Here is a 14,246-nt window from a genome sequence, read left to right as displayed (position 1 = left end):
TTTTCCTTTCTAGTAGAAAATGTTTGTCTTATATTATTGCTTTTATCTGACAGCATTTCCTAGATATATCTTAGATGCTCCTGAAAGTTCTTCCTACTTATAACTTTCGTTTAGGAACGATACTACGCTTATCTGCCCTGCCGAGTCTGAAACGACTCCAACGGTTTTCACAGCGACTGCAGAGTGCTGTCGATTCTCAAGCGCCCCAAACAGGCCATCCCGCCAATCCATCCCAGCCTCATTACTTGGTGAGGCGTTCTTGCTTCCGATAGCTACATCCCCCTCCGGAGCTCCAGCAACATCAGTCCCCACCACTACGTGACCAGCAGCATCGTCACCAGCACCAAAGCCCTCAGCAAGCGCCACCGCCAGATCCGCTACCAGGCCCGCACCGAATTCCGGGTCCTCGCCCTTATCAATCGCAGCGCGTGACACCGTGCCGTGATTGCCAACAATCACAATGCCAGCAGCCGGGCGAAGCGTCCCTTCCTCATACTCGACAAAACCGCCACCCTTCAGAGCCTCCAGCAACAGCTTTCGGTCAGCAGCAGAGGCTCGCTCTCCCCCATCCTTATCCAACTCCAACACGGGAGCCAACGCCTGACCAGCCTGGCGGCCCGGCTCGCGGCGCTCCGGGTCCAGCTGCACATCAGCCGGCAGCGAGGTAGAAACCGTGTCCTTCAGCTCATCCGCTCCAGCGGCAGTGAGGAACTTATCGGTCAGCTTCAGCACACCAGCATCCGGAGCACCAGCGGCACGCAGGGTCTCGGAAACCCCCGCAAGCTGCTCATCCGTAGCGTCAGGAGTCGCGATAACAAGGACCGGCACGTCTTTTAGAGAGTCCTTAACGATCTCCCCGACGATGGGCTCGATGATGCGGTTGGCTTCATCGGCACGCGCTTGCTGCGCATCGGCACGTGCGACGGCCTCATCGCGCTCAGAGGCGGCACCAGTACCAAAATCAATGCCAGCACCAGCGGGGTTTAGCACATAAGCACCCAGCGCAGCACCTGCCGCAACACCGAGGGCAGCGCCTGTCACACCGGCTGTAAACTTCCCGCTCCTGCGCTTCTTCGCCATCGCCCGTCCCTTTTCCTTTCGCCGACGCCTCAATCAGCTCTGACAGCCGAAAACTTTAGGCGCTCATAGTGCTCTAAATACTGCTAAAACTACTTAAACAGCCCCTGGAACCACAGTGCAATGGAGTTCCAGGTATCAATCAGATTCTCGCTGACAGAACCATCGCCAGAGGTACCAGCAATAGCGAAAATCACCGCAACAGCGACAAAGATAGCCAGGATTGCCCAGGCCACACCGAAACCACGGCTATTGACCTGGTAGAGGTCGGCGACCATGCGACCGTCGACAAGCTTCTCCCCGACCTTCAAACGCGACAGCAACGCCGACGGCACACCGCTCTGGTTCTCAGCGTGGTAGATGCTGTCGATGTTCTGTGGGGCACCAACGGAGACGACCATGTCGGCCTCGTGATGCGCGGCGAAGACCAGCGCCAGGTCGGTGGCGGAATCGGACAGCGCCGGGAATGTCATGGCGCCAATGCCGAGATCCTGGATACGCTCAAGGCCTACCGCGTGACCGTCCGGGTCGGCCGGCAGAATTACGCAACCGGCGGACCGCAGCGCCTCGGAGTTGATGTTCTCCGGATCGCCGATGATGTAGTCCGGCTCGTACTTCAGGTCGAAGAGCGTGTCGGCACCTGCATCGACGCCGATGAGCAGCGGCTCGTACTCGCGGATGAAGTTCTTTAGATCTTCCAACGTCTTGCGGTGTCCCTCACCAGGGCTGACCACAACGACCTTGCGGCCACGCAGCGGCTCCGTCTCGTCCGGAATGCCCAGGCCATCAATGTACAGCGGGGACTCGGTCTTGGCGAACTCCACCAAGTTGCCGGAGAGCGCCTCCAGGCGGTCGACCATGCTGGTGCGGCCCTCATCGAAGGCGCGCTCGAGCTCGTCCTGGTCGACCTCGTCGCCCTGTCCAATCAGGCGGTCACCGTGGTAGAGCTTGCCGTCGTCAAGCCTGCCGTTCTTGCCGTCCTTGAGCTTCTCGAAGACCTCGTCGCCGACGTTCTGCACCATCTCGATGTCGGCGTCGCGCATCATCTGCGGGCCGTAATTCGGCACAAAACCCGTGGTGAAGGCGTCGGTGTTCACCACTGCGGCGACCTTCGCATCAATCAACTGCTGTGCCAGTGGACGCGAGATATCCGGCGCATCGATCACCACGATGTCGCCTTCGCCCATGCGCTTCAGCGCACGCTCCAGGCGGGAACCGTCCCGCACAGTCCCCGAAATGCCAGGAAGATCTTTTTCGTTCCGAGAGAACAGACTCATGGCACTTAGTCAAACATAAGTGCAGCTACTTGGCCGCGAAGGCGCGCCGAGCTTGATCCAGAAGATCTTGCGCATGCGCGCGTCCGGAGTCCGAATCGTCCAAACCCGCCATCATCCGCGCGAGCTCGTCGATCCGCTCCTCATCGCCCAGGCTCGTCACCTTCGATGACACCGCACCCGAGCGCGCATCCTTGCTGACCACCAAGTGGGTATCCGCAAACGCCGCCACCTGAGGCAAGTGCGTGACGACGATCACCTGGTTATTCACCGCCAACTGCTTCAGGCGCTTGCCAATTTCCACAGCCGCGCGCCCACCAACACCGGCATCGACCTCATCGAAAACCATCGTGTGCCCGGCCTGTCCTTCGGCGAGGACAACTTCCAAGGCCAGCATGATGCGGGAAAGCTCACCGCCGGATGCGGAGGAAGCCAGCGGGCGCGGCTCGGCACCCTCGTGGGCACGGAGCTTGAACTCAATGTTGTCCACGCCTGCGGGGCCAAAGGTGTCGGCCTTGGTGATCTCCACCACCAGCGAGGTGTGCGGCATGGCCAAGCCCTTGAGTTCCTTGGTCACGGCCTGTTCCAGGTGCTTCGCGGCCTTTGCGCGGGCCTTGGAGAGTTTCCGCGCGGTGGCGCCGAGTTTCTTCTCCGCGGTTTTGATCTCCGCTGTGAGTTTGTCCAGGGCTTCGCCGGAGACATCCAGCGTGGCGAGCTTGCGCTCCGCCTTATCTCTCCAGGCCAAGACACCTGCGATGTCCGGGGCGTACTTGCGGGTCAGGTTCTTGATCTCCTGCTGGCGCTGCATGAGCTTGTCCAGGGACTCGGTTTCCTCCGGCAGACCGGAGAGAAACGCGCCGAGGCCAGCGGAGATCTCAGAGAGCTGGCTGGTCAGTTCATTGAGCTGGTTGGAAAACTCGGTGAGTTCATCGTCGTCTGCGGCGGCGAGCTCGTTCGCGGCGGCGCCGAGGAGTTCGGCTGCGCCGGAGTCCTCGGTGGCGGCATCCATGCCGGTCGTGCTCACGGCAGCGGCACCATCAATGGAGGCAAGCGCCACGGCTGCAGCGTCGCGGAGACCATCCAGATCCTGCATGCGGCGGATCTGGGAGGCCAGGTCCTGGTCTTCGTCCGGCTCGGGTGAGACCGCATCGATTTCTTCGATGGCGAAGCTGAGCTGGTCGGCACGCATGGCCAGTTCGCGGCGCTTGGAGGTCTTCTCTTCCAGTTCTTTGGCCAGGGCGCGCCAGTGTGCACGCTGCTGCCGGTAGGTTTCCAGCGTTGGTGCGATGGTGTCGGCATCCATGCGGTCGATGGCCGCACGCTGCTCATCAGCGCTTTGCAAGCGCAGCTGATCATTCTGGCCATGAATGGCAACCAGACGGGTGGAGACATCCGCCAACGCCGCAGCCGAGGCACTGCGGCCTCCAACCCACGCCCGGGAGCGGCCCTTCGCGGAGACCTGACGGGCAAGCAGGTACTCGTCATTCTCATCGCGTTCGCCGCCGAGTTCAGAAACCACAGCATCGATGGTCGCTGACTCTTCCTCCGAGAGGTGCTCGGTGGACACGCGACCTTCCACCAACGCCTTGTCTGCGCCGGTGCGCACGCGGCCGGCGTCGGCACGCGCGCCACAGAGCAACTTGAGACTGGTGACCACCATGGTCTTACCCGCACCGGTTTCACCTGTCAGTACGGTCAGGCCTGGGCTGAATTCAAGCGTCGCGTCCGGGATAACGCCGAGGTCGCGGATGGAAATCTCAGTCAGCATGGCGCCTGCAATCAGTCCTTCCCTTGAAGTGTGGGGTCTCGTTTGCCGTGTTTAGGGGCTATTGGGCTTCGGCGGGGCCGCGCCACCCGGACGTCGGCAAGCGGAACTTGTGCACCAGACGATCGGCGAACGGCTGATCGTCCAGACGCACCCAGCGCACCGGTTGCGCGCCGCGCTCGATTTCGATGCGGCTGCCCGGCGGCATGGTGATGTTGCGGAAGCCGTCGAGCCCCGCGACCGCCTCGGCGGTGTCGTGGTTGGTCTCAATGGCAATGGTCGAATGCGGGGAGATCACCAGCGGGCGAGAGAACAACGCGTGGGCGTTGTTGGGCACGACCAGCATGGCGTCGAGCTCTGGCCAGAGTACGGGGCCTCCTGCGGAAAAGGCGTACGCGGTGGAGCCGGTCGGCGTGGAAATCAGTACACCATCGCAGCCGTAGGAACTCACCGGACGGCCATCGACTTCCAAGATGACATCCAGCACGCCACGGCGGTTGACGTTTTCGATGCTGACTTCGTTCAGCGCCCACCCGGAGCCGATCACGCGGCCGGTGGTGTCACGGACGGTGGCGCGGATGGTCATGCGGTCTTCGATACGCCAGGAACGCTTGATGACGCGACTAATCGCCTCCGTCATAGACTCCTGCTCCCACTCGGCGAGGAAGCCCACATGCCCCATGTTGATGCCGAGCACCGGCAGGTCAGCGGAGTGTGCAATGTCTGCGGCACGCAGGAAGGTGCCGTCGCCGCCGAGGACGAGGACGAGTTCGCATCCCGACGCCGCCTGCGGGGAATGCCAGTAGCGCGGGTACTTGCCGAGCGTCGGGTGCGCGGCCAGTGCCTCCGGGTTCTTACCAGCCAGCACGCGGATGTCGATACCCGCGGCCTCAAGCAGCTCGGCAGCCTCAGCGGCCATTTCCAGGTTGGCGCTACGGCCGGTGTGCGGGACCAGCAGAATCTCGCGCTTGCCGGCGCTGGTCTTGGGCTTGCTATCCCGTGAGTGAGTCTTCGCGCTGGTCGGTGAGCTGGTCGTTGAGCTAGTCATTGTGCGGCCCCTCCTCGACGGCCTTGGCAATAGCCGCAGCCATAGTCTCGTCCCCAATGTCGCTGGCACCGCCGTCTTTCACCAGCCACAGGAAGAACTCCACGTTGCCACTAGGACCCGGCAGTGGGCTGGCCACAGCCGCGCGGAAGGACAACCCCAGCGTGCGGGCGTACTCGGCGACTTCCTGGACAACTCCCTGACGCAGTGCATCGCTGCGCACGACTCCACCGGAGCCAAGGCGCTCCTTACCCACCTCGAACTGCGGCTTGACCATCGGCAGCAGGTCAGCGCCCTCGTCGAGGCAGGAGACAATCGCTGGCAGCACCAGCTTCAAAGAAATAAAGGACAGGTCGCCGACCATGACATCGGCTGTGCCGCCGAGAATCTCGGGGGTCAGCGTGCGGACATTAGTTCGGTCGAGCACAACCACCCGCGGGTCATCCTGCAAGCGCCAAATCAGCTGACCGTAGCCGACATCGACGGCGTAGACGGTGTCGACATCGCGGCGCAGGCACACATCGGTGAAACCCCCCGTGGAGGCACCGGCATCCAGCACTTTCCGGCCCTTCAAGTCCAGCCCTTGCGGTTCGAAAGCTTCCAGCGCGCCGAGCAGCTTGTGTGCTCCGCGCGACGCCCAGTTCTCGTCTTCTTCCAGACCACTGACGCGAATGGACACGTCCCCTGTCACCGCAGTCGCCGGCTTAGAGGCGACAAAACCACCGACCTCTACTCGGCCGGCTTTAATCATGTCCACTGCCGCTTCACGGGAGCGAGCAATCTTCCTTCGCACCAACTCCGCATCGAGCCTGCGCTTAGGAGCTTTCTTTGCCACCGCGTTCACTTTCCTTCCCTGCGTGACGAGCCCAGGGCCTCATACAAAATCTCATGCGCCCGCTCAAACTGCGCGACTCTCTCCTGCGGCGTCGGGGCAGGTGCTGACAGTGCGGCCGCCACCTGCTCGCGGACGTCCTCCGGAGTTACCTCACGCGCGCCGGGCATCGCCGCCGGGCTAGGCGCAGGGCTCGGTACAGATGCAGGGCCGGGTTTCGGCCCCGGCACAGGACCAGCGCCCTGCCCCGGCTTCGGTGCAACCTCACTCATCGGCTATCACTTCCGCCAGGCAGCCAGCGCCGCCTCAGCAGCCGGGCCCTCCGCGCGGACCTGCGCGACCTCGACTGCGCCAGCACGACCAGCCTCAGAGTTCCACACCACATCTACGACCGTCAGCAGAGCCGCCACCGCGGCCTCCGCCGGGTTCACCAACCGAAGATCTTCCATGTCACCGCCAGAAAGAACGATGACACCGGCCTCCGCGTCGTCGTAACGCGCGGTGAAACCAGCCTGCGGAGCCGGACGTGCCTGATCCAGCTCACGATTCAGCGCAGTCATGTCAGCACCGATGAGCGTCGGGCGGTGCTCAGGCGGCGCCGCAACGACATCCATATGCGTGGAAACGCCTGTGACCACCATAAACGTGTCCATCTTTGCCGCATTTCCGCCCGCGATGTCGGTGTCGAGGCGATCCCCAATCGCCAGCGGATTCTTCGCGCCCACACGCTCCGCCGCCTTAATAAACATCGGCGGCTTCGGCTTACCCGCCGACAGCGGCGCCACGCCCGTGGTCGTAGAAATCGCCGCAGCGACCGAACCATTACCAACCAGGAAACCGCGCTCCGACGGCAGCGTCGTATCCAAATTCGACACCAGGAAGCGCGCACCTCGCGACACCGCCAGCGCCGCCTCCGACATCTGCTTCCACGTCATCTCACGGTTGAGCCCCTGGAACACCGCCGCAGGGTTGTCATCAGCGGAATCCACGAGGTTGTACCCCGCCTCACGAGCCAACTGCTTAAACGACTCCGCACCCAACACAAAAACGTTCGAGCCCGGCTCAATGACCTCCGCCGCCATCTCAATGGCCGCCTGCGCCGACGTCATCACATCGTCCGCGTGAACGTCATAGCCCAGCCCATTGAGCTGATCCGCCACCGTCTGCGGCGCGCGCGAGGCATTGTTGGTAATAAACACCATCGGCAGCGCCGCCTCAGTCAGCCCCTCCAGCGCGTTCGGAATCGCCGCGCCACCCTCGTAAATCGTGCCATCCAGATCCAGCAGAGCGGCATCATAGGAAGAAGCGACAGAAGCCATGGGGGTTCATTTCTCCTTTTACGAAATAGGAACGCTTTACGACGAATTGTAGATGCGCAGCCCGATTGCGCCAGCGGTGCGTTAGCGGTGGCTGATGTTGCGAGCCGGCAGCTGGGCTGATTACTTGCTCAGCTCTTCGATGCGCTCACGAGCATCGAGCATCTGGTCCACATCGATCTTGGCGCAGCGGGTAAACCACACCTTGGCATCATCTTTACGACCGGCCTCCACCAGCGCATCAGCGTAGGCGTAGAACAGACGAGCTGCTTCGAAGTCCTCGCGGTCCGGGTTCAGATCCTGGGTCTCCAGCTCAACCAGAGCCTCATCGATCTGGCCCATATCTCGGCGAGCACCGGCGGCGACGATAGCCAGCTCAGTCTTGGACTCGTTGTCCAGCTGCTTGGCTTCCTCGGAGCGAGCCAGCTCGATGGCCTTCTCTGGGCGGCCGAGGCCGCGCTCACAGTCCGCCATGACCGCGAGCATGCCCGGGCCACCGGAGATGCGGCGAGCCGCACGCAGCTCCGCCAAAGCTTCCTTCCACTCACCTGCGTGGTAAGCGGCAACACCAGCGGTCTCACGAACGACACCGACGCGACCAGCGCGGTCCTTCGCTGCGCGGGCGTGCTCCAGGGCACGCTGCGGGTCTTCAGCCATCAGGATTGCGGACATAATCATGTGACGAGCAACCTTGTCGGCGTTGTCCTTAGCCAGGCTCTTCAGATCCTGGCGCACGCTCGGGTCGAGCTCGTCTGCGCGAATGTCATCTGGCAGCTTCGGCTCGTTCTTACGGGCCTCAATGCGCTCCTCGCGGAAGCCTGGGCGCTGCGGGCCGGTGCGGTGCGTACGCTTCTCATCCTGGAAGCGGCCACCACGGTTGGAGCGACGTGGCTTGCCACCACGACGGTCGAAGTTGCGACCTCCCTGGCCACCGCGCCCGCCCGGGCCGCGACGATCATTGCGGTCATCGCGATTGTAACCACGACCGCCACGGCCACCGCGCTCATTGTGGTCGCCGCGGTTAAAGTCACGATCATCGCGATCATCACGACGGAAGCCCCGCGAACCACGGGAATCGCGGTTACCGCCATGACCACCGTGACCACCACGGCCACGACCACCTGGGCCACCACCCTGTCCACGACGATCGTTGCGGTTGCGCCCGTTAAAGCCGCCCTCGCCACGACCATGGGAACGGTTAGACCCGCGGTTTCCGCGATTTCCTCGGCCTTCGCCGGAACGAGGACCTTCGTGCTCAGCCATGAAGTCGGAGCTCCTTATATGTAATGAGTAAAAGAATTTATGTGTTTTCAGGCTACCAGTAACCTCGGATTGCCTGGTGGTCTACCTAAAAGACCAAACTTTCATACTACTGCTAAGACCTGCCCACATTCCAGCCCAGCAAACGTGCGGAACCTGTGGCCTTCCCCACTGCCTCCGACAAATCCCAGACAACCAGGCCCACCCAGTCGTCAGTGGTGAACTGCGCGGTGGCGGTGGTTCCCTCGACGCGGAGCTCATGCTCGGCATCCGAAAGCCCGTCTGGCACGGCGAGGTTGGCGCCCAGGGCGTCGTCAAGCAATGCCTTGAGTGCGCGGGCATTACCCTGCTCAGCGCGATGTGCGGCGCGGCGGAAAATGGTGAGCGCTTCCTTGGCGGCGTCTTCGGGTGTCACGGTGGTGTCGACGGCGAGGTCAAAGAGGCCTTCCTGCTCGAAGGTTGCAGCCTTGGGCGTCTTGGGCTCGGAACTAGGCGCGGCGGGCGCGGTTTTTGTCGGCGCCGCATTCGTCTGCGCGCGACTACCCGCGCCAGCGAACCCTGGCCCCTCGGGTACGGCGGTGCCCTTCTGATACGCAGTGGCGGCGGCGCGGGCGCGCTGATCAGCGGCCTCGTTCATGTCGTGGCCGGAGTGCCCCTTAACCCACTCGAGGTGAATATTGCGGCCAACGAGCAGCTGGTCGATGTCCTGCAAAATGTCGACGTTGAGGACAGGTTTACCGTCGCGCTTCTTCCAGCCCTTGCGCTTCCATCCCGGCATCCACTTAGTGACGGAGTTAATCACATACTGCGAATCACACAGTACGAAAAGCGGCTCGTCGGGGATGTGCGCGGTGGCGCGGAGCAGCTCGGCAAGAGCGGTGAGCTCCCCGCGGTTATTGGTTCCCTCTTTCCATCCGCCGGCGGCCCAGCAGCTGTCGTCGATATACCAGCACCACCCGGCAGGTCCGGGGTTGTGCAAGGCGGAACCGTCAACGGCAGCAGTAATAGTCATGAGGCTAGATTGTATCGGCTGCGTGGGACCGGCCAGGAATTGCCTTAAGAGCCGTAGCAGGCGACCGGGCCGTGCGGGCCCTGGACGATGTCAATCTGAGTGTTGAAGATCGGGCTCAGAACCTCCGAACGCATCAGCTCTGCGGTTGGGCCGTGCTCTACAATCTGGCCGTCTTTGACCGCACAGATGTAATCGGCGTAGCGAGCCGCGAAATTGATGTCATGCAACACCACCACCATGGTGCGACCCAACTCGCGCACTGCAGTGCGCAGGTACGACATGATGTCGACCGAGTGAGAAATATCCAGATTGTTCAACGGCTCGTCGAGAAGCACGTAATCCGTCTCCTGACAGAGCACCATTGCGACATACGCGCGCTGACGCTGCCCACCGGAGAGCTCGTCGAGGTAGCGGCCCTGGAGCGCCTCAAGATTGAGGAACTCGATGTACTGGGAGATGATGCGCTCGTCCTCAGCGGTCAGGCGCCCCTGGCTGTGCGGGAAGCGGCCGAAACTGACCAGCTGGCGCACGGTGAGACGCGTGACGAAGTGGTTGTCCTGGCGCAGAATCGACAGCACCTTCGCCAGATCCTTCGACTTGGTCTTGCCCACGTTGTATGGACCGACGTTGATGTCACCGGAATCGACGGCAAGGAGGCGGCCAATCATAGTCAAGAGCGTGGACTTGCCCGCGCCGTTCGGGCCGATCAGAGCCGTGATTGCGTTGGTTGGAATTTCCAGGTCAACGGGGCCAATTGACACCTCGCTGGTATAGCTCTTGCTTACACTGTCGAGGAGAATCATAGCCGTCCCTTCTTCAAAACGACGTAGAGGAAGATCGAACCGCCAACCAGCTCGATAATGATGGACACCACGCCCTGGGCATAGAAAACGTGATTGAGGATGAAATACGCACTGGCCAGCGTGACGTAGCCAATCAGCGCCGCCATCGGCAGCACAAAGCGGTGGTCATAGGTATCCGCAGCCTGGTACGCAATGGTCGCGACCAGGAAACCGAGGAATGTCATCGGGCCGACCATAGCCGTCGATACTGCCATCAGCACCGACACCGCGACCAGCACAGTGATGGACCGAACCTGGTAGTTCACACCCAGATTCGTCGCGACTTCGCGGCCGAGCGACATGACGTTGAGGGCCCGCGAATGCAACGCGATCACCACGATCGCCCCTATCACGAGCGGAATCGCCACCGGGAAAAACTCCGGGTCAGCGTTGTTGACAGAGCCGAACAGCCGCGCCGTCAGCAGGTCAAAATCCGAAGGCGTGAGCATGCGCTGCATGAACGTCGACAGCGAAGCCAGTCCGCCACCGATGACAATGCCCACCAGCAGCATGCTGTGCATATCCGCGCCCTGCCCGGTCAGCAGCCACGCATACAGCACCAGCGACAGCCCCACCATCAGCGCGAGCTGCAGCACAAACGCGCCAACCGAGCCAGCTTTCATCAGGCCGGTCGCACCGAAGAAGTACACTGCAGCGGTACTGATAGCCACGTACAGCGCCTCAAAACCCATAATCGACGGCGTAATAATTCGGTTATTCGCAATCGACTGGAACGCCACCGTCGCGACGGCATGGCAGCAGGCAACCACGATCATGGCAATTACGGCATCAAGACGCCGGCGCGCAATCAGCCAAAAACCATCCGTACCGAACGGCAACGGGTTGTCCCACGCAAGCAGGCCCGCCGTAAACAACACCGCCAGGCCCGCCAGCGCAGCAATGATAATCCAGTACCTGCGCGCAGCGGCGGCCGTGCTAAACGACGTCGTTTGCGGGCCAACTTGGTTGGTTCTAGCTGTAGTTGAACTGAGATTAAGCACGACGCCGCTCCACAATCAGATAGACGAAAATGGCAGCACCCAGGATGCCGAGAATTACCGATACCGGGATCTCGAACGGGGCGATAATGACGCGGCCAATCAAGTCCGCGACCGTCACAATGGCAATGCCCACCAGGCATACCCAGGGCAGATTGGAGCGCAGATCATCGCCACGGAACATGGAGACAATGTTGGGGACAACGAGGCCCAGGAAGGGCAGATTGCCCACCACTACCGTAACCAGGCCCGTTGCAATGGCAATCAGGCCGGTGCCCAGGAACACGATTCGCTTGTAGTTCAGACCGACGTTGGTGGCAATGTCCTCACCAAGCCCCGCAACCGTTAACCGATCGCTAAATACGAAGACGATTGCAACCACGATGACGACCAGCCACAGGAATTCGTACTGCCCTTTATAAATGGCAGTAAAAGAGCCTGCGAACCACACGCCTAGCGACTGCAGCATGTCCGTCTGCAACGCAAAGAAAGTCGAAATCGAACTGACTACCGCACCCAACATGATGCCCACGATGGGCACAACCAGACTTGACTTCAAAGCGACACGGCGCAAGAACAGGAAGAACACTGCCGTGCCGATGAAAGCGAAGATGATTGCCCCGCCCATCCGGCCAAGTATCGAGGCCGAAGGAAAGAAATACATCACGAAAATCAGGCCGAGACCAGCCCACTCCGTGGTTCCCGTGGTGGTGGGTTCGACAAACTTGTTGCGCGTAAGTAGCTGCATGACCAAGCCACACATCGCCATCGCGGCACCCGAGAGCACCAGTGCAATGGTGCGCGGAATACGCGTAGTGGCGAACATCTCCCAGCCGTCGTCGGCGCCCAGGATGTCGTATTGGCCTACAAACAGCGACATAGCCACCAGGACTGCCACAAAGGCAATCCCGATGGCTAGCCGGGAATCCAGTAACTTCTGCATAGAGTTGGTGAGGTACTCCTGTGACTGGTCAGGGAACTATTAGGCCTGCTCGAAGGCGTCGGCAAGCCCGTTCAGAATCTCCGTGTACGTGATGATGGACTCGTTGGTGTAAGTGTCCTCTGGGGCGTAGTAGATCTTGCCCTCCTTGACTGCCTTCACGTTCTTCAGCGGAGCGGCTTCCTCGACCACAGACTGTGCCGAACGGTACTCATCGGTACCGCGGACAGAGGTGCCAGCATCGCGGTCAAGCACCATGATGAAGTCCGGGTTTGCCTCAGCGATGGACTCGGCGGAAATCTCATCACCCTGGTGGTCATCGCTGGCCTTGTCGACCTCCAGCGCCGGCTTCATGCCAATCAGGTCGAACAGCGGGCCGAAGGTACGACCAACAGTCGGAGCAATGTAACCGAGGGTGCCGCCCGACGAGTTCAGCGCCATGACCTTCACGTCCGGGTTGTAAGCCTTGCGAGCGCGCTCCAGAGCCTTGTCAAAGTCTGCGATGAGCTGATCGGCTTCCTTCTCCTTACCGAAGATGGTGCCCAGGCCCTTAGCGTGGCGCTTGAGCTCCTCGTCCAGCGGCTTGCCCTCGCGCGGCTCAAACTCCACAATCGCGGAGTTCGGAGCGAGCTTCTTCAGGTCATCGTAGTACTGACCGAAACGCTGACCGTTCACAATCAGGTCCGGGTCAGCAGCAGCAACAATTTCGAGATTCGGCTCGCGGTGATTGCCGATGTCCTGAACGTCAGGATTGTCCTTGTAGTCGGAAACCGTGAACGGGATAATCGGTTTAGGAGCTGCAGCCAGCTTAATACCCCACTGATCGAGCATCTCGAAGGAACGGTTATCCGTGGCCACAACAGAGTCAATCTCGGCAGGTACGGTCTGCTCACCATGATTATCAGTAACGGTAATAGTAGACCCGTTGCCTGCAGCTGCAGACTTATCCTCGTTACCGGCATCAGTAGAACAAGCACCAAGAACAAGTCCAAGGCTCGCAACAGATGCAACTACGATATTGCGAATACGGCCGGAGTTAGAACGCGCCACTTAAAGGCATCCCTTCGGTCACAGTAGGATTGTTAAACAAACGCCACTTAGACGCCGTTACCCAATCACTTACTTAGGTAATCATTACCTGTGAAACATTAGCTTAGGGTTCCCTATTTAACAAGTAAATACGTTATGAAATTACGCAATATTTAGGGCATATTTCGAACTTGGCTTAGCGTTGGCTAATTTGTGCTGGTAAAGGCACAATTGCAGCGTTCGCTAACGGGGGTAACTTGTGCCCTACGGAAGGTAACATGTGCACTATCGACGTATGTTTGGGTCTCGCTGGGCGTAGTTGGGCCTAGTTGACAATGAGCTTGCGAGCTTTGCTTGCGAGAATGGGCTGCGCTTGAATACGGGCTGTACACGCGATTGGAGGCTATACGTGTGAGTACAGGCTGCAGGCATAAATACGGGCTGCAAACGTGAAACTGTATGAGTTTATGACACTCTCAAGCGATCTTTCGCGCTATTTCTGTCATAAACGCAGTCAGTAACTTTAATTAGCCCACAGCCGCTGCCATAGACCCAGGAACTAACCCCGCATTCACCCGCCAATGACAGCCATAAAGGCAGTCAGTAACTCACATTGGGGTAAGCAGCGAAAGGTGCCAACCGGGCGATCCTCTAAGCGGACACGCCTGTGTCCATTAACCCGGACACCCTTTGCCCCCTTAAGCCTCAAGACACCGGTAAGCCCGCCTTCCGCTACCGAGCAGACCAACCCCTATTTAATCCCGTTTACTCGTGGGTAACAAAAAGTGGGCCGCAGCAGCCCACCCCACACGGGAACTGGCTACCACGACCCACAAACAAGATTATTATGCCGGCG

General features: G+C 60.5%; 13 protein-coding genes. All 13 read right to left on the bottom strand.

Annotated features, from left to right (window positions below):
- Positions 1–93: 93 nt before the first annotated feature.
- The 13 genes from HMPREF2547_RS00075 to HMPREF2547_RS00015 all read right to left on the bottom strand — a co-directional run bounded on the left by HMPREF2547_RS00075 (position 94) and on the right by HMPREF2547_RS00015 (position 13,411).
- Positions 94–1,080 (bottom strand): copper transporter, encoded by a 987-nt coding sequence (locus HMPREF2547_RS00075; RefSeq protein ID WP_070604336.1) that lies wholly within the window; start codon positions 1,078–1,080, stop codon positions 94–96.
- 89 nt (positions 1,081–1,169) lie between these two features.
- Positions 1,170–2,354, bottom strand: a complete 1,185-nt coding sequence (gene steA, locus HMPREF2547_RS00070; protein ID WP_070604335.1) for a putative cytokinetic ring protein SteA — start codon at positions 2,352–2,354, stop codon at positions 1,170–1,172.
- Positions 2,355–2,379: 25 nt separating this feature from the next.
- The gene (recN, locus tag HMPREF2547_RS00065) at positions 2,380–4,119 is read right to left on the bottom strand and encodes a DNA repair protein RecN (protein WP_070604333.1); all 1,740 of its coding nucleotides are present in this window, start codon (positions 4,117–4,119) and stop codon (positions 2,380–2,382) included.
- A 58-nt stretch (positions 4,120–4,177) separates the two neighbouring features.
- Complete coding sequence (locus tag HMPREF2547_RS00060; protein ID WP_141744314.1) at positions 4,178–5,164, bottom strand: NAD kinase; 987 nt, start codon at positions 5,162–5,164, stop codon at positions 4,178–4,180.
- Positions 5,157–5,996, bottom strand: a complete 840-nt coding sequence (locus HMPREF2547_RS00055) for a TlyA family RNA methyltransferase (RefSeq protein ID WP_070604380.1) — start codon at positions 5,994–5,996, stop codon at positions 5,157–5,159. The genes HMPREF2547_RS00060 and HMPREF2547_RS00055 overlap by 8 nt, the downstream gene beginning before the upstream one ends.
- Positions 5,997–6,001: 5 nt before the next feature.
- Positions 6,002–6,265: a hypothetical protein gene (locus HMPREF2547_RS00050; protein ID WP_070604331.1), complete on the bottom strand. Its 264-nt coding sequence runs from the start codon at positions 6,263–6,265 to the stop codon at positions 6,002–6,004.
- 6 nt (positions 6,266–6,271) lie between these two features.
- Positions 6,272–7,312: an HAD-IIA family hydrolase gene (locus HMPREF2547_RS00045; RefSeq protein ID WP_049193446.1), complete on the bottom strand. Its 1,041-nt coding sequence runs from the start codon at positions 7,310–7,312 to the stop codon at positions 6,272–6,274.
- 120 nt (positions 7,313–7,432) lie between these two features.
- Entirely contained in the window at positions 7,433–8,590 is a 1,158-nt protein-coding gene (locus HMPREF2547_RS00040; protein ID WP_370548640.1) for a hypothetical protein, read from the bottom strand.
- A gap of 94 nt (positions 8,591–8,684) precedes the next feature.
- Positions 8,685–9,581 (bottom strand): RNase H family protein, encoded by an 897-nt coding sequence (locus HMPREF2547_RS00035; protein WP_070604329.1) that lies wholly within the window; start codon positions 9,579–9,581, stop codon positions 8,685–8,687.
- A gap of 44 nt (positions 9,582–9,625) precedes the next feature.
- Entirely contained in the window at positions 9,626–10,384 is a 759-nt protein-coding gene (locus HMPREF2547_RS00030; protein ID WP_070604326.1) for an iron ABC transporter ATP-binding protein, read from the bottom strand.
- Positions 10,381–11,424 carry an iron chelate uptake ABC transporter family permease subunit gene (locus tag HMPREF2547_RS00025; protein ID WP_070604325.1) on the bottom strand — a complete coding sequence of 348 codons (1,044 nt, stop codon included), beginning with the start codon at positions 11,422–11,424 and terminating at the stop codon, positions 10,381–10,383. Before HMPREF2547_RS00025 ends, HMPREF2547_RS00030 begins: the two co-directional genes overlap by 4 nt.
- On the bottom strand, positions 11,417–12,364 hold the full coding sequence (locus HMPREF2547_RS00020) for an ABC transporter permease (RefSeq protein ID WP_070604323.1): 948 nt from the start codon (positions 12,362–12,364) through the stop codon (positions 11,417–11,419). Before HMPREF2547_RS00020 ends, HMPREF2547_RS00025 begins: the two co-directional genes overlap by 8 nt.
- Positions 12,365–12,403: 39 nt before the next feature.
- Positions 12,404–13,411 carry a siderophore ABC transporter substrate-binding protein gene (locus tag HMPREF2547_RS00015; protein WP_070546200.1) on the bottom strand — a complete coding sequence of 336 codons (1,008 nt, stop codon included), beginning with the start codon at positions 13,409–13,411 and terminating at the stop codon, positions 12,404–12,406.
- Positions 13,412–14,246 lie beyond the last annotated feature (835 nt).

Source organism: Corynebacterium sp. HMSC055G02 (assembly GCF_001809065.1).
Taxonomy (GTDB): Bacteria; Actinomycetota; Actinomycetes; order Mycobacteriales; family Mycobacteriaceae; genus Corynebacterium; species Corynebacterium jeikeium_D.
Note: the sequence above shows the minus strand (reverse complement) of the source record. Positions and strands in the feature narration are given on the sequence as shown.

Excerpts from the sequence above, each read along its gene's own strand:
- HMPREF2547_RS00075 (WP_070604336.1), bottom strand. The coding sequence starts at position 1,080 with ATGGCGAAGAAGCGCAGGAGCGGGAAGTTTACAGCCGGTGTGACAGGC.
- steA (WP_070604335.1), bottom strand. The coding sequence starts at position 2,354 with ATGAGTCTGTTCTCTCGGAACGAAAAAGATCTTCCTGGCATTTCGGGG.
- recN (WP_070604333.1), bottom strand. The coding sequence starts at position 4,119 with ATGCTGACTGAGATTTCCATCCGCGACCTCGGCGTTATCCCGGACGCG.
- HMPREF2547_RS00060 (WP_141744314.1), bottom strand. The coding sequence starts at position 5,164 with ATGACTAGCTCAACGACCAGCTCACCGACCAGCGCGAAGACTCACTCA.
- HMPREF2547_RS00050 (WP_070604331.1), bottom strand. The coding sequence starts at position 6,265 with ATGAGTGAGGTTGCACCGAAGCCGGGGCAGGGCGCTGGTCCTGTGCCG.
- HMPREF2547_RS00045 (WP_049193446.1), bottom strand. The coding sequence starts at position 7,312 with ATGGCTTCTGTCGCTTCTTCCTATGATGCCGCTCTGCTGGATCTGGAT.
- HMPREF2547_RS00035 (WP_070604329.1), bottom strand. The coding sequence starts at position 9,581 with ATGACTATTACTGCTGCCGTTGACGGTTCCGCCTTGCACAACCCCGGA.
- HMPREF2547_RS00030 (WP_070604326.1), bottom strand. The coding sequence starts at position 10,384 with ATGATTCTCCTCGACAGTGTAAGCAAGAGCTATACCAGCGAGGTGTCA.
- HMPREF2547_RS00020 (WP_070604323.1), bottom strand. The coding sequence starts at position 12,364 with ATGCAGAAGTTACTGGATTCCCGGCTAGCCATCGGGATTGCCTTTGTG.